The 24,780-nt window shown below is 67.2% G+C and carries 23 protein-coding genes and 2 pseudogenes; 11 read left to right on the top strand and 14 right to left on the bottom strand.

Features of this window, described 5'->3' with window-relative positions:
* Positions 1-2: 2 nt before the first annotated feature.
* From CL52_RS02455 to CL52_RS02440, 4 genes are read right to left on the bottom strand one after another with little or no spacing between them, the layout of a single operon-like run.
* A complete protein-coding gene (locus CL52_RS02455) occupies positions 3-635 on the bottom strand; it encodes a LysE family transporter (protein WP_043218260.1) in 633 nt (210 codons plus the stop codon).
* Between the two features lie 31 nt (positions 636-666).
* Entirely contained in the window at positions 667-1,425 is a 759-nt protein-coding gene (locus CL52_RS02450) for a TerC family protein (protein ID WP_043218259.1), read from the bottom strand.
* A gap of 3 nt (positions 1,426-1,428) precedes the next feature.
* A complete protein-coding gene (locus CL52_RS02445) occupies positions 1,429-2,013 on the bottom strand; it encodes a mechanosensitive ion channel family protein (protein ID WP_043218257.1) in 585 nt (194 codons plus the stop codon).
* Positions 2,010-3,917, bottom strand: a complete 1,908-nt coding sequence (locus CL52_RS02440; RefSeq protein ID WP_043218256.1) for an ATP-binding cassette domain-containing protein — start codon at positions 3,915-3,917, stop codon at positions 2,010-2,012. The genes CL52_RS02445 and CL52_RS02440 overlap by 4 nt, the downstream gene beginning before the upstream one ends.
* A gap of 47 nt (positions 3,918-3,964) precedes the next feature.
* Here CL52_RS02440 and CL52_RS02435 point away from each other — a divergent pair, with 47 nt between their 5' ends.
* A complete protein-coding gene (locus CL52_RS02435; protein WP_043218255.1) occupies positions 3,965-4,459 on the top strand; it encodes a TIGR02444 family protein in 495 nt (164 codons plus the stop codon).
* Here the strand turns inward: CL52_RS02435 and CL52_RS02430 are convergent.
* The 9 genes from CL52_RS02430 to CL52_RS02390 form a co-directional block, all read right to left on the bottom strand.
* Positions 4,435-5,247 (bottom strand): AlgP family protein, encoded by an 813-nt coding sequence (locus CL52_RS02430; protein WP_052264509.1) that lies wholly within the window; start codon positions 5,245-5,247, stop codon positions 4,435-4,437. The two genes, CL52_RS02435 and CL52_RS02430, sit on opposite strands and share 25 nt — an antisense overlap.
* 102 nt (positions 5,248-5,349) lie before the next feature.
* Positions 5,350-5,817 (bottom strand): Rsd/AlgQ family anti-sigma factor, encoded by a 468-nt coding sequence (locus CL52_RS02425; RefSeq protein WP_043218254.1) that lies wholly within the window; start codon positions 5,815-5,817, stop codon positions 5,350-5,352.
* Positions 5,818-6,058: 241 nt separating this feature from the next.
* Positions 6,059-6,550, bottom strand: coding sequence for a disulfide bond formation protein B (locus CL52_RS02420; RefSeq protein ID WP_043218253.1), 492 nt, complete (start codon positions 6,548-6,550; stop codon positions 6,059-6,061).
* A 122-nt stretch (positions 6,551-6,672) separates the two neighbouring features.
* On the bottom strand, positions 6,673-7,893 hold the full coding sequence (locus tag CL52_RS02415; protein ID WP_043218251.1) for a heme biosynthesis HemY N-terminal domain-containing protein: 1,221 nt from the start codon (positions 7,891-7,893) through the stop codon (positions 6,673-6,675).
* The gene (locus CL52_RS02410; protein WP_043218249.1) at positions 7,890-9,083 is read right to left on the bottom strand and encodes a uroporphyrinogen-III C-methyltransferase; all 1,194 of its coding nucleotides are present in this window, start codon (positions 9,081-9,083) and stop codon (positions 7,890-7,892) included. The genes CL52_RS02415 and CL52_RS02410 overlap by 4 nt, the downstream gene beginning before the upstream one ends.
* Positions 9,084-9,098: 15 nt before the next feature.
* On the bottom strand, positions 9,099-9,869 hold the full coding sequence (locus CL52_RS02405) for a uroporphyrinogen-III synthase (RefSeq protein WP_043218246.1): 771 nt from the start codon (positions 9,867-9,869) through the stop codon (positions 9,099-9,101).
* Complete coding sequence (gene hemC, locus CL52_RS02400) at positions 9,866-10,804, bottom strand: hydroxymethylbilane synthase (protein WP_043218242.1); 939 nt, start codon at positions 10,802-10,804, stop codon at positions 9,866-9,868. Before hemC ends, CL52_RS02405 begins: the two co-directional genes overlap by 4 nt.
* A gap of 110 nt (positions 10,805-10,914) precedes the next feature.
* Positions 10,915-11,661 carry a LytR/AlgR family response regulator transcription factor gene (locus CL52_RS02395; RefSeq protein ID WP_043218239.1) on the bottom strand — a complete coding sequence of 249 codons (747 nt, stop codon included), beginning with the start codon at positions 11,659-11,661 and terminating at the stop codon, positions 10,915-10,917.
* Complete coding sequence (locus CL52_RS02390) at positions 11,658-12,716, bottom strand: sensor histidine kinase (protein ID WP_043218237.1); 1,059 nt, start codon at positions 12,714-12,716, stop codon at positions 11,658-11,660. Before CL52_RS02390 ends, CL52_RS02395 begins: the two co-directional genes overlap by 4 nt.
* Before the next feature lie 196 nt (positions 12,717-12,912).
* Here CL52_RS02390 and argH point away from each other — a divergent pair, with 196 nt between their 5' ends.
* The 10 genes and pseudogenes from argH (at position 12,913) to CL52_RS02345 (ending at position 24,212) form a co-directional block, all read left to right on the top strand.
* Positions 12,913-14,313 (top strand): argininosuccinate lyase, encoded by a 1,401-nt coding sequence (gene argH / locus CL52_RS02385; RefSeq protein WP_043218234.1) that lies wholly within the window; start codon positions 12,913-12,915, stop codon positions 14,311-14,313.
* A gap of 68 nt (positions 14,314-14,381) precedes the next feature.
* Entirely contained in the window at positions 14,382-15,515 is a 1,134-nt protein-coding gene (locus CL52_RS02380; RefSeq protein ID WP_043218230.1) for an NnrS family protein, read from the top strand.
* Positions 15,516-15,721: 206 nt separating this feature from the next.
* Positions 15,722-16,966 (top strand): annotated as a pseudogene (locus tag CL52_RS21410) (outer membrane beta-barrel protein); the annotation flags it as partial.
* A 230-nt stretch (positions 16,967-17,196) separates the two neighbouring features.
* Positions 17,197-18,312, top strand: coding sequence for an outer membrane protein (locus tag CL52_RS20465; RefSeq protein ID WP_074519801.1), 1,116 nt, complete (start codon positions 17,197-17,199; stop codon positions 18,310-18,312).
* A 110-nt stretch (positions 18,313-18,422) separates the two neighbouring features.
* Entirely contained in the window at positions 18,423-19,628 is a 1,206-nt protein-coding gene (locus CL52_RS20315; RefSeq protein WP_052264508.1) for a hypothetical protein, read from the top strand.
* A gap of 51 nt (positions 19,629-19,679) precedes the next feature.
* A complete protein-coding gene (locus tag CL52_RS02365; protein WP_043218227.1) occupies positions 19,680-20,039 on the top strand; it encodes a hypothetical protein in 360 nt (119 codons plus the stop codon).
* 25 nt (positions 20,040-20,064) lie between these two features.
* Entirely contained in the window at positions 20,065-20,430 is a 366-nt protein-coding gene (locus CL52_RS02360; protein ID WP_043218225.1) for a hypothetical protein, read from the top strand.
* Between the two features lie 103 nt (positions 20,431-20,533).
* Entirely contained in the window at positions 20,534-20,962 is a 429-nt protein-coding gene (locus tag CL52_RS21295) for a hypothetical protein (RefSeq protein ID WP_174606264.1), read from the top strand.
* Positions 20,963-21,039: 77 nt separating this feature from the next.
* A complete protein-coding gene (locus CL52_RS02350; protein WP_043218224.1) occupies positions 21,040-21,285 on the top strand; it encodes a TIGR02647 family protein in 246 nt (81 codons plus the stop codon).
* Between the two features lie 90 nt (positions 21,286-21,375).
* Positions 21,376-24,212: pseudogene (locus CL52_RS02345) on the top strand (class I adenylate cyclase).
* Positions 24,213-24,306: 94 nt separating this feature from the next.
* Here CL52_RS02345 and rnk read toward each other — a convergent pair.
* Positions 24,307-24,711, bottom strand: coding sequence for a nucleoside diphosphate kinase regulator (rnk, locus tag CL52_RS02340; RefSeq protein ID WP_043218222.1), 405 nt, complete (start codon positions 24,709-24,711; stop codon positions 24,307-24,309).
* Between the last annotated feature and the right edge of the window lie 69 nt (positions 24,712-24,780).

The following is a 24,780-nucleotide window of genomic DNA, read 5'->3' as shown; positions in this document are numbered from 1 at the left end:
CGTCATGCGGCCGCCCGGCGTACGGTGGCCAGCAGCGCGGCAGCCCCGGCAAACATGGCGGCGAAGGTACGATTGACCAGGCGCTGCTGACGCGGCGTGCGCAGCAGGCGCAGGACACGTGCAGCAAGCCCCGTGTAGGCAGCCATGACGATCAAATCGACGACCACCATGGTCGCGGCCATCGCGACGTACTGCATCAGCAGCGGCGCCTTCGGGTCGAGAAACTGCGGCAGCACCGCGAGGATGAACACGATCGCCTTGGGGTTGCTGGCATTGACCAGAAAGCCGCGCAACACAAGGCTCAGCGGGCGGCCGATGGGACGCCCGAGCGAAGGATCCTGCAGCGCCTCGGGCATTGCCCGCCATTGCTTGACCGCCAGCCACAGCAGGTAGGCGACGCCGAACCACTTGATCAGGCTGAAGGCCAGCGCCGAGGTCGCCAGCACGGCACCGACGCCCGCGGCGACGATGGCGATCTGCAGCACCAGCGCCAGTTGCAGCCCGATGGCATTCCAGTAACCCCGCCAGAAGCCGTACTGCAGGCCGCAGGACATCGAGGCGATGGCGCCGGCACCTGGCGAGAGGCTGATGATCCAGCAGGCGACGAAAAAGGCGAGCCAGGTTTCCAGTGTCATGCGAGGTCTCCTCTGCAGCGCGGCCGAACGGTCAGTCCGGCAGGTCCTTGCCGAGCTTCATCGGCTCCTTGAGCTTGCGCCGCATGGCCTTGCGCATGCGGATGTTCAGCGCCTCGACGCCCAGCGAGAAAGCCATGGCGAAATAGACGTAGCCCTTGGGCACGTGCACGCCGAAGGCCTCGGCGATAAGCAGCGTACCGACAACGATGAGGAACGATAGCGCAAGAATCTTCAGCGTCGGATGGTGCTCGATGAAGTCGCTGATGGTGCCGGCCGCCGCCATCATCACCAGCACGGCAATGACGATCGCCGCGATCATCACCGGCACGTGATCGACCAGACCGACCGCAGTGATCACCGAGTCGAGCGAGAAGACGATATCGATCACCGCGATCTGCAGGATGATGCCGATGAAGCTGGCCCTGGCCGCACCGCCGGCCGACTGCTCCTCTTCCTCGCCCTCGACGCTGTGCCAGATTTCCATGGTGCTCTTGAACAACAGGAACAGGCCGCCGAAGAACAGGATCAGATCTCGCCCCGAGACGCCCTGCCCGAGCACGCTGAACAGGTCGTTGGTCAGACGCATGACCCAGGCGATCGACAGCAGCAGGAGAATGCGCGTGCCCATTGCCAGCGCCAGGCCGAAGAAGCGCGCGCGGGGCTGCTCGGCCTTGGGCAGCCGGCTGACCAGAATGGAGATGAAGATGATGTTGTCGATGCCGAGGACGATCTCCAGGGCAGTCAACGTCAGGAAAGCGACCCAGATCTCCGGGTTGCTGAGCCATTCCATAAGTTATTCCTCGTGTGGAAGTTGAGTGTGGAGCGGGATTTCGCCGCCGCGCCAACGGCGCACGGCCTTCTGGAAGAACAGACTGTTGGGCACCTGCACGAGGGCGCCGGTTCCAGCCTCGGCGACCTCCTCGAGCGTGGTGTAGAGCAGGTTGATATCGATCACCCGGCCCTTGACGATCGGTTTGTCGGACGACTCCACGAGTTCGACCACGTCGCCCAGACGGAACGGGCCGAGCATCAGGATCAGCACTGCGCAAAGCAGGTTGGACAGCACGCTCCAGATGGCGAAGAAGGCCACCGCGGCCACCGCGACAAAGCCGGAAATGGCCGTCCAGAGCACGGCCGCCGATACGCCGAAGCGCTCGAGCACCATGATCAGCGCGCCGCCCATGATCAGCCAGCGGATGCCGCCGCGCACCGGTAACAACAGCTCGGGCGGCAGCGGGTAGCGGTTCGACAAGCGTGTCAGCGCACGGGCCACCAGGCGCTGCAGCAGATAGGCACCGAGCAGGATCGCCAGCACCTGCGCGGCCAACAGCAGCGGGCCGCGCCACTCCTGGGCGATGTTCAGTAGCTGCTCGTTCATGCACCGGGCTCCAGCTGGCTCTGCAGGCTTTCGAGCAGCTCCAGTGCTTCCAGCCAGGCGTCCTCCAGCTCGGCTTCACGGCTCTTCAGCTCGGCCTGCCGGGCCAACAGATCGCGCAGCTCATCCTTGCGTGCCGCCTCGTACAGCTGGCTGTCGGCCAGCTGCGCTTCCAGCTCGGCCAGCCGCTGCTGCACGTTGCCCAGCTCGGCTTCCAGCTTGTCCGCCTTCTTCCTGTGCGGCGCCAGCTGCTGGCGCAGCGCAGCCGCCGCCTGGCGCTGAGCCTTGCGATCGGTCCGTTCGCCGGCCGGCTCGCTCGTCAGCGGCGCCTGCCGCGCACGGAACTCGACGAGCCAACGCGCATAGTCCTCCAGATCACCGTCGAAGGCCTGTACCCGACCATCGGCGACGAGCAGGAATTCATCGGTGGTGCTCTTGAGCAGATGCCGATCGTGCGAAACCACCAGCACAGCGCCTTCGAAGTCCTGCAGCGCCAGGGTCAGCGCCAGGCGCATCTCCAGATCCAGGTGGTTGGTCGGTTCGTCGAGCAGCAGCAGGTTGGGCTTGCCCCAGGCGATCAGCGCCAGCGCCAGGCGCGCCTTCTCGCCACCGGAGAAATTCAACACCGGCTCGTCACAGCGGTCGCCACGGAAATCGAAGCCGCCCAGGAAGTCGCGCAGCGTTTGCTCGCGCTCGCCCGGTGCGATGCGCTGCAGGTGCAGCAGCGGGCTAGCCGAGGGGTCGAGCGCATCGAGCTGATGCTGGGCGAAATAGCCGATCACCAGGTTCTCGCCGCGCTGCAGCCTGCCGCCCAGCGGGGTCAGCTCACCGGCGAGGGTCTTGATCAGGGTCGACTTGCCGGCGCCGTTGGGGCCGAGCAGGCCGATGCGCACGCCCGGGGCGAGCTGCAGTTTGACCTTGTCCAGCACCCGCTTGTCGCCATAGCCCAGCTGGGCTTCCTGCATATCCAGCAGCGGACTGGAAATCCGCTCGGCCTCACGGAAACGGAAGTCGAATGGCGAATCGACGTGCGCCGGGGCCAGCTCTTCCAGACGCTCCAGGGCCTTGATCCGGCTCTGCGCCTGGCGTGCCTTGGTCGCCTTGGCCTTGAACCGGCGGATGAAATCCTCCATGTGCGCGCGCTGGGCCTGCTGCTTCTCGTAGGCCTGCTGCTGCTGCGCCAGGCGCTCGGCACGGGTCCGCTCGAACGCCGAATAACCACCCCGGTAAAGCGTGAGCTTGCGCTGCTCGAGATGCACCACGTGGTCGACCACCGCGTCGAGAAAATCGCGGTCGTGGGAAATCAGCAGCAAGGTGCCGGGGTAGCTCTTGAGCCAGTCCTCCAGCCAGAGGATCGCATCCAGGTCCAGGTGGTTGGTCGGTTCGTCGAGCAGCAAGAGGTCGGAGGGGCACATCAGCGCCTGCGCCAGGTTCAGGCGCATCCGCCAGCCGCCAGAAAAGCTGCCCACCCCCTGCTCCATCTGCGCACTGTCGAAGCCCAGCCCGGCCAGCAGTTTGCGTGCCCGGGCATCCGCGCTGTAGCCGCCGGCATTGTCCAGCTCGCCGTGCAGGCGCGCCAGCGCATGGCCGTCATGCGCAGCCTCGGCCGCGACCAGCTCGGCCTGGATGCGGCGCAACTCGACGTCGCCATCGAGCACGTAGTCGACCGCCAGGCGATCGAGCGTATCGACCTCCTGGCGCATATGCGCAATGCGCCAGTTCGGCGGTATCTGGCAATCCCCGCCGTCGGCACCGAGCTGGCCACGCAGAAGCGCGAACAGGCTCGACTTGCCGGCACCGTTGGCGCCGACGAGGCCGGCTTTCTGCCCGGGATGCAGGGTGAGGTCGGCGCCGTCCAGCAGACGCTGGGGGCCTCGCTGTAGTGAGAGGTTCTGGAGTCGGATCATAATGGCGGCGGAGTTTATCAGTTCACCCGGAGGGCCAAGCTGGCGCCATGAAAAAAATCCCTGCTTCGCCGCCGGCCGATCTCTGGTCGTTCGCCCTCGCCTGCTACGCGCGCCCGGGCGTCGAGCAGGCCTGTCTGGATCTGCAGGCGAAGGGCGCTGACGTCTGCCTGCTGCTCTGCGCCGCCTGGCTCGAGAGCCGAGCCATCGAGTGCCGGGCACCGCGGGTGGCGCAACTCAAGACGGCCGCCGAAAACTGGCAGAGCTCGGTGGTCGAGCCGCTGCGCCAACTGCGCCACGCCTGGAAGACGAGCAGCGAGCAGGACCCAGCGCTGGCTCGGTTGCGTGAGCGAATCAAGGAACTGGAACTGGACGCCGAGCGCGTTCAGCTTGCCCGGCTGGAGGAAAGCTGCCGAGGCTGGGAAGAGCGTTCAATGGAATCAGGCTGGCTGGCACGCCTGGCACCGGATACAGCGGACCGCGCCGCGCTGCAACAGCTACGCGACGCGGCGCACGAGACTCAGCTGGCGCTGGCGTCCGGCTGAGCTCCCTCGGTGGCGGCGGCCTCAGGGGCCTTGCTGGCCGGACGTGCGGGCTTTCGCGCGCTGGGCTTTTTCGCCGTAGCCGCCTTCGTGCTGCCGCCCGCTTTGCTCGCGGCGACCTTGCTGCCGGCCGGCGCTTTCGTACCCGCCGGCTTCGCACTGGCCGGCTTCGCGGGGGTGGGTTTCGGCTTGGCCGTGCTCGCCGGCGCCGCCTTGCTATTGGCAGCGCTGCTGGCGGCGGCTTTGCCTGGCGCACGCTTGGCGGCCACCGGTTTGGCTGGCGCGCGTGCGCTGCTGGTGGGCTTGCTGGCCGCCGCCTTGGCCGAGGCTGCAGGGCGCTTCGCCGCAGTTGTGGTGGCCTTGGGGCTGGCTGCCTTGTCTGCCTTGGCCGCTGCCGGCTGCATGGCCCGACCGACCGCCGTCTCGACCTCCTGAATGCCGCGCGTCAACCCCGTGGCGGTGGCCACGTCACGCTTGAGCTCGGCGAGGTAGGTCAGCATTTCGCCCTGACGCTCCTGCAGCAGCGCCATGGACGACTCGAGTTCTTCGATGCGGTTACGCGCCTTGGCTTGGGCCTTGGGTTTGCCGGCGCTGCCGGCTTCGTCGAGCCGGGCGCGTGCTTTCAACAGCTTGTCCTGGGCCTTGCCGCGCTGCTTTTCCAGCTTCGCCAGGGCGCTTTCAGCCTCGGCGACCGCCTGCCGGCAAGCCTTGTCGAAATGAACGAGCAGACTGTTGGAGAGTTCTTGCAGCAACTGCAGCGGCGTATTGAGCGCTTTCTTCTTCGCGGGCATCACGATGCCTCCTTGCCGAACGATGCGCCCATACTAGACGGCCCGCAGCGGGCCTGCCAGCGGCTCGACCTCGAGGTCGCCAGCCGCTGACGTCGTCGCGCCTCAGGCGGTGGCGACGGGCTGCTGCTGATGCGCGTTATGCAACACTTCGATGAGGCAATCCTCCAGCTCGAAGCGCTCTTGCAGCAGCTGGCCGAGCCGTTGCAGCTCGCCTTCGAGCCCGGGGCTGTTCAGACAATCGCCCTGGTCACAGCGATCGTTGAAGGCCAGCGCCACTTCGGTGATCACCTGGATACGCGGATAGATCTGCCGCGCCAATTCGATGCCGCGCTCATCCCCGAAAGCCTCGGCCTCTCCGATGAGCTGCTCGTAGATTTCAAAGTGCCCGGCCGAGACGTAATCGAGCAGCAACTCGCAGAACCGGACCAATGCCTTTCGTGCGTCGTCACTGTTCTCCACTCGGAGCTGGTCGAAGGCGTTGATCAGCTCATGCCGCTCCTGCAGCCAACGGTCGATCAGCAGGTGCACACCACCCCAGCGTTCCTGGGCATTCCGACAGCTCTCGAGCATGTTGACCTCACTTCCCTTATCGATTGGCTATGGCCCTCGTGGGCGCCGTGTCCACGCATGCACATTGGGCGACTGGCGGGTGCGATTTCCGTCACCACAGGGGCAGCCTATGCCCCCGCGCGGGAACCTTCAAGCAAGGTCGGTCGGATGGCCGTAGCGACTCGCAAGGGTGCGCACCTCGTACAGTGACCACCGAGGCACGCCAAGAGTTCGATCGAGAGCGGAGCGAGAAAGGGCGGGGTCAACCGCGGCGCAGCAGTTGCCAGCCGGCGAACGCCAGCATCGCGATGAAGCCCAGCAGGCTCCACTCGGGAATGCTCAGGCCGAGCATCGTCCAGTTGACTTCGGCGCACTCGGCCGTGCCATGCAGCACCAGCCGGGCGATCTCCTGGAACGGCAGCGCCTCCATCATGTATTCCAGGCTCGGCAGGCAGGCCGGCAGCTCATCGGCCGGGATGCTCTGCAGCCAGATCTGGCGGATCGCCGTCGCCCCGCCGAACAGCGCGAACAGCGCTGCGAAGCCGGCATACAGGCGCCGCCCCGTGGCAGCCGGACCATGAATCGCCGCGAGCAGGCAGACAACGCCAAAACCGATCACGCAGATGCGCTGCACGATGCATAGCGGGCAGGGCGCCAAGCCCATGACGTGTTCCAGATAGAGCGCCGCCGCGATCATCAGCACGCAAGCGAGGAAGGCAAGGACAAAGGGCGAACGTGGGCTGGCCAAGTTCATGGCGACTCCGCAGCGGGGAAAGCCCGCTACGGTAGAGGAAAGCGGGAGCGCCTTACAAGTCGTCTCGCACAAAGCCGTGACACCGTCATATTCGGCGGCGCCAGGGCCTTGCGCCGGGGACTTCAGCGGACCGCCGGGAGGCGCTGATCGATCAGCCCCAGGCCCTGCTGAAAGAACCGGTTGCCACCCTCGACGTCGCCCAGCTGCGTCAGCAGACGTGCGAGTTCGGCGCAGGTTTCGGCACGGTGCTCCATGCGCAGGCTGGCCTCGAAGTAGTCGCGGGCCTTGCCCCACAGTTCGTTGCGCAGGCTGATGCGCCCCAGCGCGAGAAGCAGTTCGGCGTTCTGCGAGTGACTTTTGAGCCAGCCTTCGGCATTACTCAATTGGCGCGCCGGCTCGCGGCCACGAACCAGGCCGTAGCGCTCGACCAGACGGTTGTCGAACTGGCGCTTGAGCGCTGCAAGCAGGACTTCCTCGGCCTTGCCCTCGTCCCCCAGCCGCGCAAGGCCGTCGGCATAGGCACGCACCACCAGTGGCTCGCTGCGCAGCCCGCCAGGCATAGCCTGCCAGCGCTTCTCCAGTGCTTCGCGCGCCTGCTCGGGCGCTGCCCCTTCTTCCACACCAGCCTGCTCGACCGCCGCAGTCCAGGCCAGGCGCTCCAGCTCGTCCAGTCGCGCCGGCGGCAATACGCGCTGCTTACGCAGCTCCGGCAGCAGGCGGCACAGCGCCGGCCAGTCCTGCAGTTGCACATAGAGTTGCTGCAACAGGGTGAGCAGCTGCGGGTGATGCGGATGATCGGCCTGCAATTCGCTGAGCGAGGCTCGCGCCTCGGCATATTGATGACGAGCGATCTGCAACTGCGCCTGCGTCAGACCGATTGCCAGCGCGGCATCCGGCTGGCAATCGCGGGCCTTGCCCAGCAACTGGTCGCTCTGCTCGTGTTCACCCAACTCATTGGCTGCGCGCGCGGCGCCGAGATAGTGCACCAGCGGCTGCCGGTCATGCTCGGCGGCCAGCTTCAGGTGGCCCAGCGCTTTGGCCCACTGCCCTTCGGCCAGCTCGCGCTGCCCGAGGCGGGACGCCTTGTTCACCCGCCGTTCACGATGCCGACGCGACCAGGGGTTGACCCACGCGCCGGAGGCCTGCAGCACGCCGAGCAGCCAACGCACCAGCAGCGCCAGCAGCCAGATCGCCGCGACCAAGGCGACGAAGACCCAGAAGGTCGACTCGTAACGGAAACGGTCATAAGTAATCAGCACATAGCCGGGGCTCTGGGCGATCGCCCAGGCGAGAAAGCCGCCCACCGCAAGCAACAGTACGACGTACAGGACCAGGCGCTTCATGCAGGCTGCTCCTCCGGCTCGCTCGATTCCTGCGGCGCCTCGGGCGCCGGCTCGACCGGCTGCTGGCCAGGCTGCGCCTCATCCGCTCGCTGACGCTTTTCCACGTAGCGCTGAAGGGCCTCGAGCGCCGGCGCAAGATCGGGCAACGACACCTCGACCGGCTGGCCGGCGAGCTCGCCAAGGCGTCGCCGCAAACCGCTGGCCTGGCCGTTGTCCTCGCTGAAATAGCCGGCAAGCATCTCCTGCGCCTGTGCCAGCGATTGCCGGTAGACCTCGCTGTTGCCGTTGAGTACCGCCCACTGCGCCTGCTCGATCGCCAGCGACAGGGCGAGGCGCACCTGCGCCAGGCTTTGCCCGGCCAGCAGCGGACGCACCTCGGTTTCGGAGTCGAGATCGACCCGGATATAGCGGCTCAGCTCATCGGTCCAGCGCTGCCACTGGCTACGCGAGCTGTCGGCGGTGGCCGCCTCGCCCACCGCGAATTCGGGGGCCAGGGCATCCAGTCGAGCCGTTTGCCCGCGCAGGGCGCCAAGCTGCAGGAACAGCCCGGTGCGATCCAGCTGCGGCAGGCTACGCAAGGCTTCCAACCCCTCGAGCAGCTTCTGCCGGGTCGCGTAGGCGCGTGGGTCGTCCTGCTTCTGCAGGATCAGGTCCGCCTCATGCACCAGCATTTCGGCGCTCTTGACGTCCTGCATCGCCGACAGCTGCAGCATCGCCATGCGCAGCAGGTGCTCGGCCTCGGCCAGGCGCCACTCCTCGCGGCTGGCGCCGAGCACCTGCTCGACACGATCGGAGAGCCGCTGCTGATCGCTCTGCAGCGCAGCCAGCAGCCGGCGGCGTTCGTCGAATTCCTCGGCGCTCGGCAGCTGCTCCAACCGCCCGAGCCGCTCGGCCAGCTGGCGATTCTGCTCCGCGAATCGCTCGACCTGATCGACCGCGGACTGGGCCGCCTGCGCCTGTCGGCTTTCCCGCTCGGCGACCTGCTGCAGCTGCCAGTAGGCGTATCCACCCAGCAACAGCCCACCCAAGCCGACCGCCAGCGCCAGGGCTGCAAGCCCTTTGCCCGGCTTTGTCGCAGGCTTTGCTGCGGCGGGCTTTGCCGTGCCAGCCGGTGCGCTATCGGTGGCTGGCTGCGCCTTGCCGACCGGCGTCTGCGGCGCTTCTTTCTTGTTGGAATCTGCTTCGCTCACAATTCGATCCTTGTTTCAGGAGACGGGTATAGGAGTTTCGCGCAGCGCTGCCAGCAGCGCCGTGGTGCCGGCGCCACGGCAGTCCACCACCCGCTCGGCCCCGAGCTGACGCGCCATCTGCGCGACTCGCGGGCTGGGTACGAACAAGGGTAGTTCACGCAGCTGCGCCCAGGCTTCGGCGGCAAGCGCGCGCAATGCTTCGAGCCCCTGGCCACTGCTGATGACCAGGCCATTGAGGTGCTGCAAACGAACAACCTGCAGCAGCGTACCGGGCGGATAATCGGGACGCTGGCGACGATAGAGTTCGAGAATATCGACCTGCACGCCGCGGCTGCGCAGGGTTTCGGCGAAGAACTCGCGGCCGCCCTCGCCACGCAGGATCAGTACTTTGGGGTCCGGCTTGCTCAGCGCCTCGGCAAGGCGCGGCACGGCGAGCAGCGCCTCGCTATCATCGCCCTGCTCGGGCCAGGTCACCTCGAGCCCATAGTCCTGCAGGATCGCTCCGGTCGCGGCACCGACGCTGAACCACGGCTGACCGAAAGGTGGCTGCGGCCAGTAGCGGTCGACCAGTCGCAGCCCCAGGCGTGCCGCCGGCTTGCTGACAACGACCACCGCGCTGTAGCGATCGAGTTCAAGGATGGTGGCGCGCTGCTCGGCGGTCTCGGCCAGCGGCTCGATCGCCAGCAATGGCAGACTGGCGCTCTGCACCTCCTGCTCGGCCAGCGCGGCGGCCAGCGCCTCGCACTCCTCTGCAGGCCGAGTCAGCAGCAGGCGCCAGCCGTTCACGCGTGCCCTGCCTCGCCGTATACCGCCTTGAGAATCTGCTCGGCACCTTGCGCCAGCAGCGCTTCGGCGACCTGCACGCCCAGTGTTTCAGCCTCTGTGGCCGGTGCGCGGCCTTCGGCGCGCAGCAGTTGGGTACCATCGGGCTGGCCGACCAGGCCGCGCAGCCAGAGCTGCTCACCTTCGAGCACCGCGTAGCAGGCGATCGGCACCTGGCAGCCGCCATTCAGGCGATGGTTGAGCGCCCGTTCGGCCTTGACGCGCACGGCGGTGGCGTCGTGATTGAGACAAGCAAGCAGTGCGTGCAGCTCGCTGTCGGCGGTCCGGCATTCGATACCGACGGCCCCCTGCCCGCCGGCCGGCAGGCTTTCATCGACCCCGATCGAGGCGCGAATGCGCTCGCCGAAGCCGAGGCGGATCAGCCCGGCGGCGGCAAGAATGATGGCGTCGTACTCGCCAGCGTCGAGCTTGGCCAGGCGCGTGTTCACGTTGCCGCGCAGGAACTGGATCTTCAGATCGGGGCGCCGCGCCAGCAGCTGCGCCTGGCGCCGCAGGCTGGAGGTGCCGACCACGCTGCCGGCCGGCAGTGTATCGAGGCTGTCATGGTGGTTGGAAACGAAGGCATCGCGCGGGTCTTCGCGCTCGCAGATGCAATAAAGCCCGAGCCCTTCGGGAAACTCCATCGGCACGTCTTTCATCGAGTGCACGGCGATGTCTGCCTCGTTTTCCAGGAGCGCGGTCTCCAGTTCCTTGACGAACAGACCCTTGCCGCCAATCTTCGCCAGAGGCGCGTCGAGCAGCTTGTCGCCGCGACTGACCATGGGCACCAAACTGACCTTCAGGCCCGGGTGGGCACTTTCCAGGCGCGCCTTGACATATTCGGCCTGCCACAGGGCCAGGGCACTCTTGCGGGTAGCAATGCGGATTTCGCGAGACATGAGCAATTCCGGAAGCGATGAACTGGCGCGATGATAACAGGCCAGGCCTCAGGCTTCAGGCCTGCGCGCGGGCCGCGTCGCCGCAGGCGCGGCGACCGCCCGGCCGGCGCTTACAGCACCTGCATCAGCTTCCGAACGCCCGCGACGTGCCGGCGGCTGACCGTCAGCGCCTCGTTGTCCAGCCCCTTGAGGAACAGCTGGAAGTGCCCCAGCGGCGTCCTCTGCAGGCGCTCGATTCGGTCGCGATAGACCAGCGCGTTGCGGTGGATGCGCACGAAGCGCTCACCGAACTCGTCTTCCAGCGACTTGAGCGGCTCGTCGAGCAGCACCTCGCCGCCCTCGTGGCGCAGCGTCACGTATTTGTGGTCGGCGATGAAGTAGATCACCTTGTCCAGCGGCACCAGCTCGATCCCCTTGCGGGTCCGCGCGCTGATATGCGAACGCGGCCCGGTGCCGGACACCGCCGCCGGGCGTGTCAGCGCCGCCAGCTGCACACGGTTGGGCCGCTCGGCCTTCTTCAGGGCTTCGGCCAGGTGTTCCGGCCGTACCGGTTTGACCAGGTAGCCGACGGCACTGACCTGGAAGGCATCCAGCGCGAATTCGTCGTGCGCGGTGCAAAAGATCACGGCCGGAGGCGCATCCATCTCGCAGAGCCTGGCAGCGACCTGCAGACCGTCCAGGCCGGGCATGCGGATATCCAGCAGCACCACGTCCGGACGCAGTTCTTCGATCATCGCAAGGGCTTCTTCACCATTGCTGGCGGCAGGTTCGAGGACACGATAGCCCTCGACGTCAGCCACCAGACGGCTGAGGCGCTCGCGAGCCAGGGGTTCGTCATCGACAATCAGCACATTCATAGAGTTCTGGCTTCCTGCTTTTGTCTCGCACATGGATAGCGTAGACAGGTGTAGTGGCGGCCATCACGGCGCTCCACGCTGAGACTCGCTGCCGGTCCGAAAAGTGCCGCTAATCGTGCCTCGATGTTGTGCAATCCCTGCTGCGTCCCGCGGGTTGCCTGCGCCAGAGCGCCGCCTTCGAACGGGTTGCTCACCTCGAGCTGGAACACGCCATCGGCATAACGGGCGACCACACTCACCCATCCCCCCTCGATCCGCGGCTGGATACCGTACACGACGGCATTTTCCAGCAGCGGCTGCAGCGTCAGCTGCGGAATCGGCAGATCGTCCGGGACATCGCTGACCTGCCAGTCGACCTGCAGGCGCTCACCGAAACGATACTGCTCTATGGAGAGATAGCGCCTGGACAGCTCAAGTTCCTCGCGCCAGGGCACCAGCGTGCCCGGCCGCGCCAGGCTGGCGCGAAACAGGTCGGAAAGGTCCAGCACGGCTTGCTCGGCCCTGGCCGGATCGACCACGACCAGGCTGGCGATGCTGTTGAGGCTGTTGAACAGGAAATGCGGACGGATCCGCGCCTGCAGCGACTCGATGCGCGAGCGCAGCTCGGCCTGCTCCTGACGGCGCCACTGGCTGTGCAGGTAGAAATAGCGCAGCAGCAGGCCGGACATGATCAGGCCGATCAGCGCGTGACGCAGGTAGAGGTTGACCTCGCCACTGCGCGCGAGCGGGCCGGCCAGCTGGTAGATGTCGGCCACCGCCGTGCAGGCCAGGGTCAGGCCGACCACCACCGCACAGCACACACCTCCGGCCAGCGCTGGACGCAGGCGCGCCAGCATCGGTCGCAGCAGGCAGACGGTGCCGGCCGAAAGCAGCACGATCCACTGCACGAACAGCGAGGTCAGCGCCAGGCGCATCCAGTCGAAGCCCGCCATCATCGGCTCGGCCAGAACCAGCACCAGAACCAGCAGTTCGGCCAGCAGTATCAGGCTCAGCAGCGCCTCGGCCTGGCACAGTTCGGGAACGAAGAATTCATCTGAGACGGCTTGCTTGCTCACGGACACGCCCCTGGCTGACTTGGCCTGTGAGTTTCCGCAGCGCCTGCCCCGGCGGCAAGGCATGGCGCATGCCGGACGGTCGTTTTGCCAGCCAGCTCACCCTCGTGCAGCCGGGCAGCGCACAACCGTCGGCGGCGGCAACCCTGCTATCATCGCCGGCCTCTCCTTCTGCTTCGGATTTTCAGCGAGCGCATTCATGAGCACCGACAAGACCAACCAGTCCTGGGGCGGCCGTTTCAGCGAGCCCGTCGACGCCTTCGTCGCCCGTTTCACCGCCTCCGTCGAGTTCGACAAGCGCCTCTACCGCCACGACATCATGGGCTCCATCGCCCACGCCACGATGCTGGAAAAGGCCGGCGTGCTGAGCGCGGATGAGCGCGACCAGATCATCGCCAACCTGAAGGACATCCAGGCCGAGATCGAGGCCGGAACCTTTGACTGGCGCGTCGACCTGGAAGACGTGCACATGAACATCGAGGCGCGCCTGACCGACCGCATCGGCGTGACCGGCAAGAAGCTGCACACCGGACGCAGCCGCAACGACCAGGTAGCCACCGACATTCGCCTGTGGCTGCGCGACGAAATCGACACCATCCTCGCCGAAATCACCCGCCTGCAGCAGGGCCTGCTGGGTCTTGCCGAAGCCGAAGCCGACACCATCATGCCCGGCTTCACCCACCTGCAGACCGCCCAGCCGGTGACCTTCGGCCATCACCTGCTGGCCTGGTTCGAGATGCTCAGCCGCGACTACGAGCGCCTGGTCGACTGCCGCAAGCGCACCAACCGCATGCCGCTGGGCTCGGCCGCACTGGCCGGCACCACCTACCCGATCCAGCGGGAAATCACCTGCGAGCTGCTGGGTTTCGAAGCGATTTCCGGCAACTCGCTGGACGGCGTCTCCGATCGCGACTTCGCCATCGAATTCTGCGCCGCCGCCTCGCTGGCGATGACGCACCTGTCGCGCTTCTCCGAAGAGCTGGTGCTCTGGACCAGCGCGCAGTTCCAGTTCATCGACCTGCCGGACCGCTTCTGCACCGGCTCTTCCATCATGCCGCAGAAGAAGAACCCCGACGTGCCCGAGTTGGTCCGCGGCAAGACCGGCCGCGTATTCGGCGCCCTGAGCGGCCTGCTGGTGCTGATGAAGGGCCAGCCGCTGGCCTACAACAAGGACAACCAGGAAGACAAGGAGCCGCTGTTCGACGCTGCCGACACCCTGCGTGACTCGCTGCGCGCCTTTGCCGACATGGTTCCGGCGATCAAGCCCAAGCGCGAGATCATGCGTGAGGCGGCGCTGCGCGGTTTCTCCACCGCCACCGACCTGGCCGACTACCTGGTACGCAAGGGCCTGCCCTTCCGCGACTGCCACGAGATCGTCGGCCATGCGGTGAAGTACGGCGTAGAGACCGGCAAGGACCTGGCCGAGATGAGCCTCGACGAGCTGCGCCAGTTCAGCGACCAGATCGGTGACGACGTGTTTGCCGTACTGACCCTGGAAGGCTCGGTGAACGCCCGCGATCACATCGGCGGCACCGCCCCGGCGCAGGTGCGCGCCGCCGTGGCGCGCGGTCGCGAGCTGCTGGCCAGCCGTACCGTCTGAACCGTGACTGCTGCGCGCTCCGGGGCGCAGCAGCCAGATCGAGCGCATCGCTGCGCGGAGGGCTCAGCGTGTCACCCCCACGACCACGCCAACCCTTCGCCAGCGACTGGTTCTTTCCCGCAGCCGCGCTGCACGCGGCGCTGATCCTGCCGCTGTCGGTGCTGAGCCTGCTCGGCCTGCTGCCAGCGCTGCCAGGCCTGCTCACTCCCGCCGCCCACGCCCGCGAGATGCTGTTCGGCTATGGCCTGGCGGTGGTCGCCGGCTATCTGCTCGGCCCGCAACCCCGCCCACTGATCGCCGCGCTGCTTGCCGGCTGGCTGCTTGCCAGGCTCGGCCACCTGTTTTGGCCGGATGGCCCGCTCGGGCCGCTCGCTTCGGCGTTGTTCGCCGCCGGGCTGGCCTGGCGCGTAGTGCCACGCTTTCTCGGCGCCGCGAAGAAGTGGCGCAACCAGATGGTCGCGCCGACCGTCGCCGGGCTCGCGCTGCTCAGTGCCGTCATGGCCTGGTTCCACCTTGTACAGCTACCGGCGAACCTGCGTCTCGCCGCGCTGCTGCTGTTTGCCGGGCTGTTGTTCTTCATGGGTGGGCGCATCATCGCACCGGCGCTCGCCGGGCACGCGCAGAGCCAGGGTCGGCGCCTGGAGGCGCGCGTGCAGCCGCAGCTGGAGGGTGCCGTTCTGCTGCTGCTTGCCGGCGCGCTGCTGCTTGCCTTCAGCCCCTGGCCACTGCCGCAGCGGGTGGCCGGCGGTCTGCTCTGCGCCAGCGCCCTGCTGAGCGCGATTCGCCTAGTGCGCTGGCAGCCCTGGCACTGCCGCACGCGCAATGACCTGCTGGCACCGCTGCTCGGCTATGCCTGGCTGGCACTTGGCCTGCTGCTGCTCGGTGCGCCTTTGAGCGCCGGCCACGAGCCGCCGACGCCGCTGCTCCACGCGCTCACCGTCGGGGCGCTCGGCACACTGAGCTTCAGCGTGATGGCGCGCACCTGGCTGACCCAGCGCTTCCGCGACGCCAACGCCCGCCCGTGGATCTACCCGTTCGCGCTGTGCATCAGCCTGGCGGCGCTGATCCGTCTGCTGGCTCCGGCCTCGCCTGCTGCCTTGGCCTTCGCCGCCGGCAGCTGGAGCCTGGCCTTCCTCGCCCTGGCGGCGCTGTTCTGGCGCACCCGTGGCCAGCGACGCGCACGTCGAAGAGAGGCGGAATGAGCTGCGCTCACGCCAGCGCCGCGTGCAAATTTTTCCCTAAGCCGGACTTGGCTTGCTTCGAATCGCGATAAGTAAAGCCAGAGTGCGTTGACATTTATCAGCCTCGCGCCACCCGCTCCGACCTAACGTGATCCCAGACGCACCGCGCAGCGCGCGGGCCGCGCCGCGCCGCGCCGCGCCGTCAGGCAGCTATCGGAGTGGATCTCATGGGTCGAATTCTCGTCGCTACGCTGGTGGCATTCGCATCGGCAAGCGTTTTGGCGCAGACCGATACGACAGCCCCCGCCAGCGGTTCACCGAAACCGCGCCCGTCACGTGCCGAGCAGCGCGAGTTTCCGGGGCTGCCGTGGGGCTCGTTCCGCGCCTTTCCGGAGTTGACCTTCTGGACCATGCGCGACGACAACATCTATGCCCAGCGCAGCGGCGAGATCGAAGACACCGTCTACACCTTTTCGCCGACCCTGCTGTTGCAGTCGGACTGGCAGCGTCACGCCCTGAACCTCAACATGGGCGCCGACTTCGATCGCTACCAGGACCACGGCGAGGAAAACGTGGACGACTACTGGCTGGGCTTCGACGGCCAGTACGAGTTCACCGAGCAGACCCGGCTGTTCGGCGGCATGCGCCACACCCGCGACCATGAGGACCGCTATGTAGCCGGCACCCCGGGGCCCGATCAGCAGCGCGAGCCGACCCGCTACGACCATGAGGAAGCGCACCTGGGGCTGGCCAGCGACCTGGGCAAGTGGCGCCTGCGCGGCGGCACCACCTTCGATCGCTACGACTACGAGGACGCCACCGCCACCTCGGGCGCACGCATCGACAACCGCGACCGCCGCTATGACCTGGTCTCCATCGGCTTGCGCGCCGGCTACGCGCTGAGCGCCGAGTACGAGCCCTTCGTGCAGTACGCCACCGATCAGCGGCGCTACGACCAGCCGATCAACGGCACCGGCTTCAACCGCGACTCCGATGGCTATCGGGCCGCCGCCGGGCTGCGCTTCGTCCGACCGCGCCAGCGCCTGGCTGGCGAGGTCTTCCTCGGCAGCCTGCGCCAGCGCTACGACCACCCGGGCTTCTCCGATGTGCGCAAACCCTATTTCGGTGCGCAGTTGGCCTGGCGTCCCGATGTCGTCACCCGGGTCGATCTCTACATCGACCGCTCGATCGAGGAAACCACCGTCGCCCTCGACGACCGTTACGCCGCTGGCACCCTGGATACCGTCTACGGCTTCGAAGTGGAGCGCAAGCTGACCAGCCGGCTGTCGGTGGTCGGCCACGCCGCCTATATCGACAGCGAACTCCTCAGCTACCCGCGTCAGGACAAGATCACCGATGCCGGCGCCGGGCTGCGCTACTACCTCACCCCGACCCTGTTCGTCGGCAGCAACCTGCGGGTGATCGATCGCGACTCCGACGAACTCGATGGCGAGTACCGTCGCAGCCAGATCAGCCTCAGCCTCGGTTACACGCCTGGTCGCTCGAGCAGCTACCGGCTGCCGGCCGCCGCGCTGGCGCAAGGTTCGGCCTATCCGCTGACGCCGCTACCGCTGAGCGAACTCTTCGATGGCCTGTACGGCGGTGCCGCGCTCGGAATGGCACGCTCTACAGCGAAACCTCCGGCAGCCGCGGCGACGGCGGCAGCGATGTCAGCCCGCACGGGGCCGACGGCTTCGGCGAGTTGCTCTTCGTCGGCTATGGCCGGCAGTTCGGGCGCTGGTACCTGGGCGCCGAGGCCGAAGGCGAAACCAGCCAGGCCGACTGGTCCTTTGCCAAGAGCAAGGCCGACGCGCGCAGCAGCTCGCTGGACAAGGACGACAGCTATGGACTGAGCCTGCGCGGCGGCTACGTGGTCGACAACGGCAGCCTGCTTTACCTGCGCGCCGGCCGAGTGGAAACCCGCTTCGACAGCTTCTACACGGTGAACGACCAGCTTGTTGCCGCCGGCAGCCGCGACGATCGGCAGTCCGGCAGCCGCTTCGGCGTGGGCGCCGACCTGCCGGCGGGCGAGCGGCTGTTCCTGCGCATGGAATACGTCTACACCGACTACGACGCCTATCCGGTCGCCTACGGCGACGACGAGGGCACCACCAGCGAGCGCTTCGCGCCGGAAGAGGGCCAGTTTCGCCTCGGGCTGGGCTGGCGTCTGACCGCCAATCCGTCACCGCTGCCACGCCTGCCGGCCGTGCGGGGCTTCTATGTCGGCGCGCATGCCGGCCATGGCGGCGTCGACTCCCGCCTCGAAGGACGCCATTCGGAGAGCGGCGAGCCGGCGTTCTCGCAGCCCTACGCAGGCGATTTCGCCGGGCTCGGCGGCGTCTACGGGGTGTTTGCCGGCTACGGCCGTGATTTCGGCCGCTGGTACGCCGGGCTGGAAGCGGAAATCGACACCGCCGACATCGACTGGATGCACCGGCGCGATACCAATGGCAGCGGCGGCCGCGATTTCTCGGTGCAGAAGAAGAGCGACTACGGCATCGCGCTGCGCCTGGGCTACAGCCTGCCCAACGGCACCCTGCTGTATGGCCGCGCCGGACCGGTACGCGGTCGCTTCAACACGACCTGGGCCAAGGGCAACAACGCCGACGCCAACATCGATCGCAGCTACAAGGTCGACGGCATGCGCTACGGCCTGGGCGCGGAGATACCGCTGGGGGCCATGGCGTTCGCTCGCCTGGATTACACCCGCACCTATTACGACAGCTACCGCTTCACGACCGCGCACGGAAGCCCGGATGACATGCAGTTCGAAAACCGCGAAAGCCTGTTCCGCATGGGCCTGGGCTTGCGCTTCTGATCATCGGCGGCGGCGGGCCAAGGGCCTGCCGTCAGGTGCAACCGCAATACCGGTGTCTTCCACGCGCCAACGGCCCGGAGCACCGGCCCCGCAAGCAAAGGAGCAAGGTCATGAAACACAGTCAGTTCAAACGCAACACCTTCGGGCTTGCCGGCGGGGCGCTCATCGTCGCACTCGCCGCGCCGCTGGTGATCACCGGTGCGCTGTCACTGGGCGTCGCCACCTCGAGTGTGGCCGCCGAGCATAGCGGCGCCGGCAAGGGTGGCAGCGACAGCCATGGCGGCCGCGGCGGCCAGGGCAGTGGCGGCAGTGGCGGAGAGCGGGGCCAGGGCGGCTCGCGCATGGGCGGCGGGCATGGCGCAGTGGACAAGATCTTCCGCGTCGACCCTGCAGCCGAAGAAGACAGCGACCGCCCCGAGTGGGCCGGCGTGAAGGGCGGCAAGGCGGGTGGCGGTGGCAAGCCGTTCGGCGCCGGCACCAAGAAGGGCGACCTGTTCGGCGACATGTACATCCTGCTGCGCGACCCCAACGGCGTTCCGCTGACCGATGCCAATGGCGAGGAGCTGGTGGTGGCGTTCTACTACGACACGACCGGCGTGCTGGTCCCGGTGACCGACGCCGACGGCCAGCTGGTGGCCATCCCGCGCAACGAAGAAGGTGATCTGCTGACCTCGGTGACAGTCGGCGAAACCACCTACGACGTCGTGCCCGGTGAGGTGGAACTGGGTCGCCTGAGCGTCGGCCGCTCGCCGAGCAAGGTCCTCAACCACTCGCTGGACGAGGCGCTGGCCAAGCTGACCGCCGAAGGCGCGGTGATCGCCATCGATTCCACCGGCCGGCTGACGGTCGACGGCACCACCATCGACTCACCGCTGGAAAACCTGGCGCTGTACGAGACCTACATGACCACCGGGACGATTCCTGGCGTCACCTTGCCGGACGGTTTCAACCCGGCCGCCCTGCTCGCGGCGGCTGGTGACAAGACCGGCACCATCAGCGTCGACACACTGGTCTACATGAACTCGATCCTGGGCATCAATTCCGGAACGACGTACTACGACTTCTCCGACTACCAGTACGACCGCACCGCGACTTGGTCCGCCGCCACCGCCACCGTGCTGGTGCTGGACGAGGGCGATCCGGCGGACCCGGCGGACGATGTCTACCGGCCGACCCTGGTGAACCTGTACGACGCCGTGTTCGGCAGCACCGCCTGGAGCGATCCGACCAGTGAAGGCGGCGCCGATGACTTTGCCGCGGCGGCCAACGACTACCTGCAGGTCATCGAATTCGTCCACGACAACGCAGTCAGGTAACGGCCGGGGCGGCTGGCCGCGACGTCAGCCGCCCCGTTCGGGGAGAGCACTATGCGCGTTCGCTACAGATCCCCGCTGCTGGCGGCCACTCTCGCCCTGTTGCTGGCCGGCGGCAGCGGCCCGCTGCACGCCGCCGACGACCACTCCAGCCATGACGGCGGCCACACTAGTCACGACTCCAGCGGCAAGGGCAAGGGGCCGAAATACGGCGGTGGCCGCGATCACGGCAGCAGCCACAGCGATCAGACCCACGAGGAAGGCAGCCACTCCGGGCATACCGGCGGCCCCGGTGGCAGCAAATCGATGGAAAACAAGGTATTCGACGAGGGCCGCGGCAAAGGCCCCAAGTACATGGGCGGCAAGCCCGGAGACGAGTCATCGCATCACGATGACGAGGAGCACACCTACTAACCCGGCAAAACGGCAGGAGAAGCACATGAAACGACTGACCACCGCGCTCGCGCTCGGCACGCTGCTGCTTTCAGGCGCAGCCTTCGCCCAGCAGGCTGGCGGCAACGACGAGCAGGTCTATGGCTCGCAGATCATGACCCAGCAGGAGCGCATGGAGTACCGCAACCGCATGCGCCAGGCGCAGACGCAGGAAGAACGCGAGCGCATTCGCAACGAGCACCATCAGCAGATGCGTGAACGCGCCCGCGAACGCGGCGTGACACTGCCGGAAGAACCACCGGCGGGCCGCGGCATGGGCCAGGGCGGCGGCATGGGCCAAGGGATGGGCATGGGCCAGGGCGCCGGCATGGGCTCGGGTGATCGCAAGGGCGGCGGAGGCGGCGGCCGCTGAGCAGCCCCGGAGCGGAGCAAACCGTCGCTGCAGCGGCGGCTTGCTTGCCTTCCACTCCGCCGCGCGCTATCACAACGGTCACGTAACAGCCGGAAGCAGACGCATGACCGAATCAGACCGCCCACGCTTTCGCATCGATGCCGATCGCCAGGCGCCGAGCCGCCGGGTACGCTACGTCGAAACCAACCGTCCGGATGACGGCAGCTGCACCCTCTGTCAGCTGGACGACGAGAATCCGGCCCCGCTCGAGACACCCATGACCCAAGACGCCCACGACAACGAAGAAGACGAGGTCTTCGCCCAAGCCACCCTGCTCGAGGCCATCGAGAACCAGCTCGAATCCGGCGAGCCGCCGGCAGCCCAGGCCACCCTGAACAAACTCACGCTGGTGGGCTACGAACGCGAGGAAAGCCTGGAAATGATGGCGCTGGTGCTGGCCAACGAGATCCAGAGCATGCTCGCCGAGGATCGGCCGTTCGATGCCGCGCGCTACGAAAGCCTGCTGCGCGCGCTGCCCGAGCTGCCCGAATAGACGCAGGTCAACCTCGGCCGGGGATCTGCATCTACACTCAGCGGACCGGGCCGAGGCCCATCTTCCCAGGAGTGGACATGTCCTATACCCCAGAGTTGGTCGCCGAGCTCGAGATTCTCTGCCTGTTCAACCTCGACAACCATCAGGAAGGTCTGAAGGTTCACCATGACGCCGCCGCCGAGGCGATCGCCGCGGCCGCACGCCTGCACCGCAAGGGGCTGACCACCCAGGCCGACGGCGGTTATCTCACCAGCCTGGGGCGCGACGCCGCCGAACACGCCCAGGCACTGCTGACCATTCTGCGCGGTCCGCAAGCCGCCTGAGCCCCACGCTTCGCCCAGGCCGCGCCCAGCTCAAGTCGGGGCGCGCGCGGCCGATGACAGTCCGACTCCCGTTATTGACTGCGAACGGCAATGACCGGCTGCCCAAAGATCCAACCGATCCTGGAAGAAGGCATCGACCGCAAGGTGCTGGCGACGCTGCATGCGCGCTTCCTGCAAATCAACGCGGCGCGCATCGAGCGTGCCCTGCTCGGCCTGTCCAGCCGCCAGCAGCAGGTGTTCCGCCTGTTGCCCCTGCTGTTTCATGTCAATCACCCACTGCTGCCCGGTTACGTTTCGGCCGCTACGCCGGCCGGGCTCAGCGGCTTCGAACCGGACAGCGAGCTGCTCGGCGAGGCCCAGCGCCTGGCGCGCTCGTTCGCCTACAAGCCGCTGCGCCACCGCCCGCCCCAGCCGATCCTGGCGCTGTTCGCGATGGGCAGCCTGGGCACGGTCGCGCAGGATGAGAGCAGCGATCTGGACGTCTGGGTCTGCCATGAGCCGACGCTGGACGCTTCGCAGCTCGCCGAATTGCGCCGCAAGTGCGACCTGCTGCAAGGCTGGGCGGCCAGCCAGGGCTGCGAGGCGCACTTCTTTCTCGTCGATCCGGTGCGCTTTGCCAGCGGCGAGCGTCAGGCGCAGCTGAGTTCGGACGACTGTGGCAGCACCCAGCACTACCTGCTGCTCGACGAGTTCTATCGCACCGCGCTGTGGCTCGGAGGCCGCGTGCCGCTGTGGTGGCTGGTGCCAGCCTACGAGGAGCACCGCTATCCGGACTATGTCGCGGCGCTGCTCGAACGGCGCTTCATTCGCGCCGAAGAGGTGCTGGACCTCGGGCATCTCGCGCAGATTCCGGCGGGGGAATTTGCCGGTGCCGCCCTCTGGCAGCTGTACAAGGCGCTGGAGTCATCCTACAAGTCCTTGTTCAAACTGCTGCTGGTCGAGGTCTACGCCAGCCAGCATCCGCAGGTGCAACCGCTGGCCGTGGCGTACAAGCAGGCGGTCTACGACGGCCGGCTCGACCTCGATGAACTGGACCCGTATATCGCTGCCTATCGCGCCATCGAGGGCTACCTTGCCGAGCACGCCGACCGCGAGCGCCTGCAGCTGGCGCGCCGCGCGCTGTACCTGAAGATCAACCGCGCCCTGAGCCGACCGCCGCGCAATCGCACCAAGAGCTGGCAGCGCCTGCTGGCCGAGCGCCTGACACGGGACTGGGGCTGGGACGAACGCTGCTTCGCCGGCCTCGACGGGCGCAAGCAATGGAAGGTACGCCAGGTCCTGCAGGAACGCCGCGCGCTGGTCAACGAGCTGACCTACGGCTACCGCTTTCTCAGCGACCTGAGCCAGCGGCTGGAGGCTGCCAGCCCGATCAGCGGGCGCGACCTCAGCGTGCTCGAACGCCGCCTGCAGGCGGCCATCGGGCGCAAGGCGGGCAAGGTCGAGGCCGTCAACCTTGGCATTTCCCCGGACATGTCCGAAGGCAGCCTGACCCTGCTACAGGGCACCGACGCCAGCGGCGACCGAGCTGGTCACTCTACGAGGGCAGCCTGACGAGCGCCGATTGCGCGCACTACGCACCGCTGCGCCGCATGCCGGAACTGGTGCCCCTGCTGGCCTGGGGCCATCGCAACGGAGTCATCGACGGCGGCACCCACATTTCGCTGCATCCCGGTGACAGCGGCCTCGGCGAGACCGAGCTGTTCGGCCTGCTCGGCGAGCTGCGCCAGGTCTTCCCGCTACCGCTTGGCGCAGTGGCCGAACAGGCATTGCTCGACCCGGCCACACCACGCCAGGTACTCCTGCTGATCAACGTCGGCCTGGACCCGTTCAGCGTGCTGGCGCCGCAGCAAATGCCCAACTGCGCCGAGCAGAGCGACCCGCTCGGCTATGCCAGCGCGCGGGAAAACCTGGTGCTGAGCATCGATCAACTGGTGCTCAACAGCTGGAACGAACTGAGCGTCAGCCGCTACGAAGGGCCACAGGCGCTCGCCGACTGCCTGCGTGATCACCTCACCGGCCTGGCTGGCGCTGGCGATTGCGGCCTGCAGGTGCGCTGCTTCTCGCGCAACCGCGGCCAGGCCATCGCCCGGCGCGTGATGGAACTGCTGCTCGATGCGCAGAGCAACCTCGACGCGACGCACCGCCGCTATCTGCTGCAGATCCGCCAGCGGTTCCACCTGTTCGAACGCCGCGCGGAGGACGTCGCGCACAGCTGCCTCAGCGATCGCACGGCGCTGCTTGAGCACTTGGGCGAGGCGCACCATGACAGCGACCCGATCCGCCTGGACCGCTATGCACTGAGGGACGACGATCTCGGGCTGATCCTGCCGCTGGGGCGGCCCGACTGCCTGCAGGTGTTCTACCGCGTGCGCGGCGACAGCGCCGAGCTCGCCGTGCTCGACGAGCGCAATGCGCTGTGGACCCAGCAATGGCCGTTTCGCGACGAGCAGCGCCTGCTGATGCCGCTGCTGCGCTTTCTCCGCTCGATTATCCACCGACGCAACGCGCAGCGCTCGCTCAGCAGCCTGCGCCCGTCCTCAGGCCTGGAAATCCTGCTCTACCGGATTCGCACACCAGCCGGGCAGCCGCCCGTGGTCGAGCGCCGCCCGGTGCCGCAGGACGAACCGGACGACCCGCTCTACGAGGTGCAAGCCATCGTCGAATCCCGCGAGAACGGCCGCAGCACGGTCACGCTGTACTGCAACCACCAGGAATTCTCGGGGCTCGAATACGGCGCGCGGCTGTTCACTGCAGTCGCCGAATACATTCTCTCGCAGCGGCGCAACCGCGAGCGCTATCCCTGCTACATCACTGACCTCGACCTGTCCGGCCTGCGTGGCAGAGGACAGGGCCAGACCGTGCATTACCTGCGCTACAAGGCGCGCCTGGAGGCGGCACTGAACCAGGCGCTGCAGATGGACAGGTGAAAGGGTGCGCCGAGCGCAAAAGAAACCCGCTCATCGAGCGGGTACAGGCACCGCGCCCGCCCGGCCGCAGGCCGGGGCAGCTACGCTGGCGCGGTCAGAACGGATCGCCCGCCGCCTCGGGCTGGTATTCGACTTCCAGCAGGGTGAGTTGCAGCACCTTGCCACCCGGCGTCGGCCAATCGATGTGCTGGCCGACGCTCATGCCGAGCAATGCCGTGCCGACCGGCGCGAGTACCGAGACGGTGCCCTCCTTGCCGGCATCGTGCGGGTAGACCAGCGTCAGGTGGTAATCCTTGCCGCTGCCCTCTTCGCGGCAATGCACGCGCGAATTCATGGTCACCACGCCGGCAGGCATCTCGCTGCGTTCCACGACCTGCGCCCGCGACAGCTCCTGCTCCAGGGCCTCGGCTGCCGGACCGTAGTCGTCCAGGCTATCGAGCAATTTCTCGAGCCGCTGCAGATCGAGTTTGGTGAGGATGATGGACGTTGCGTTGGTCATGGTCGTGGGCCTGCTCCTGTTTAGTTCGAAAGGCAAAAAAAGCAAAACCCCGCCCGAAGGCGGGGTTTT

The sequence above is a fragment of the Stutzerimonas balearica DSM 6083 genome (genome assembly GCF_000818015.1).
GTDB lineage: Bacteria > Pseudomonadota > Gammaproteobacteria > Pseudomonadales > Pseudomonadaceae > Stutzerimonas > Stutzerimonas balearica.
Note: the sequence above shows the minus strand (reverse complement) of the source record. Positions and strands in the feature narration are given on the sequence as shown.

Bases quoted from the DNA above. Each gene is read 5' to 3' on its own strand.
- CL52_RS02455 (WP_043218260.1), bottom strand. From the start codon at position 635: ATGACACTGGAAACCTGGCTCGCCTTTTTCGTCGCCTGCTGGATCATC.
- CL52_RS02450 (WP_043218259.1), bottom strand. From the start codon at position 1,425: ATGGAATGGCTCAGCAACCCGGAGATCTGGGTCGCTTTCCTGACGTTG.
- CL52_RS02445 (WP_043218257.1), bottom strand. From the start codon at position 2,013: ATGAACGAGCAGCTACTGAACATCGCCCAGGAGTGGCGCGGCCCGCTG.
- CL52_RS02440 (WP_043218256.1), bottom strand. From the start codon at position 3,917: ATGATCCGACTCCAGAACCTCTCACTACAGCGAGGCCCCCAGCGTCTG.
- CL52_RS02435 (WP_043218255.1), top strand. From the start codon at position 3,965: ATGAAAAAAATCCCTGCTTCGCCGCCGGCCGATCTCTGGTCGTTCGCC.
- CL52_RS02430 (WP_052264509.1), bottom strand. From the start codon at position 5,247: ATGCCCGCGAAGAAGAAAGCGCTCAATACGCCGCTGCAGTTGCTGCAA.
- CL52_RS02425 (WP_043218254.1), bottom strand. From the start codon at position 5,817: ATGCTCGAGAGCTGTCGGAATGCCCAGGAACGCTGGGGTGGTGTGCAC.
- CL52_RS02420 (WP_043218253.1), bottom strand. From the start codon at position 6,550: ATGAACTTGGCCAGCCCACGTTCGCCCTTTGTCCTTGCCTTCCTCGCT.
- CL52_RS02415 (WP_043218251.1), bottom strand. From the start codon at position 7,893: ATGAAGCGCCTGGTCCTGTACGTCGTACTGTTGCTTGCGGTGGGCGGC.
- hemC (WP_043218242.1), bottom strand. From the start codon at position 10,804: ATGTCTCGCGAAATCCGCATTGCTACCCGCAAGAGTGCCCTGGCCCTG.
- CL52_RS02395 (WP_043218239.1), bottom strand. From the start codon at position 11,661: ATGAATGTGCTGATTGTCGATGACGAACCCCTGGCTCGCGAGCGCCTC.
- argH (WP_043218234.1), top strand. From the start codon at position 12,913: ATGAGCACCGACAAGACCAACCAGTCCTGGGGCGGCCGTTTCAGCGAG.
- CL52_RS20315 (WP_052264508.1), top strand. From the start codon at position 18,423: ATGAAACACAGTCAGTTCAAACGCAACACCTTCGGGCTTGCCGGCGGG.
- CL52_RS02365 (WP_043218227.1), top strand. From the start codon at position 19,680: ATGCGCGTTCGCTACAGATCCCCGCTGCTGGCGGCCACTCTCGCCCTG.
- CL52_RS02360 (WP_043218225.1), top strand. From the start codon at position 20,065: ATGAAACGACTGACCACCGCGCTCGCGCTCGGCACGCTGCTGCTTTCA.
- CL52_RS21295 (WP_174606264.1), top strand. From the start codon at position 20,534: ATGACCGAATCAGACCGCCCACGCTTTCGCATCGATGCCGATCGCCAG.
- CL52_RS02350 (WP_043218224.1), top strand. From the start codon at position 21,040: ATGTCCTATACCCCAGAGTTGGTCGCCGAGCTCGAGATTCTCTGCCTG.
- rnk (WP_043218222.1), bottom strand. From the start codon at position 24,711: ATGACCAACGCAACGTCCATCATCCTCACCAAACTCGATCTGCAGCGG.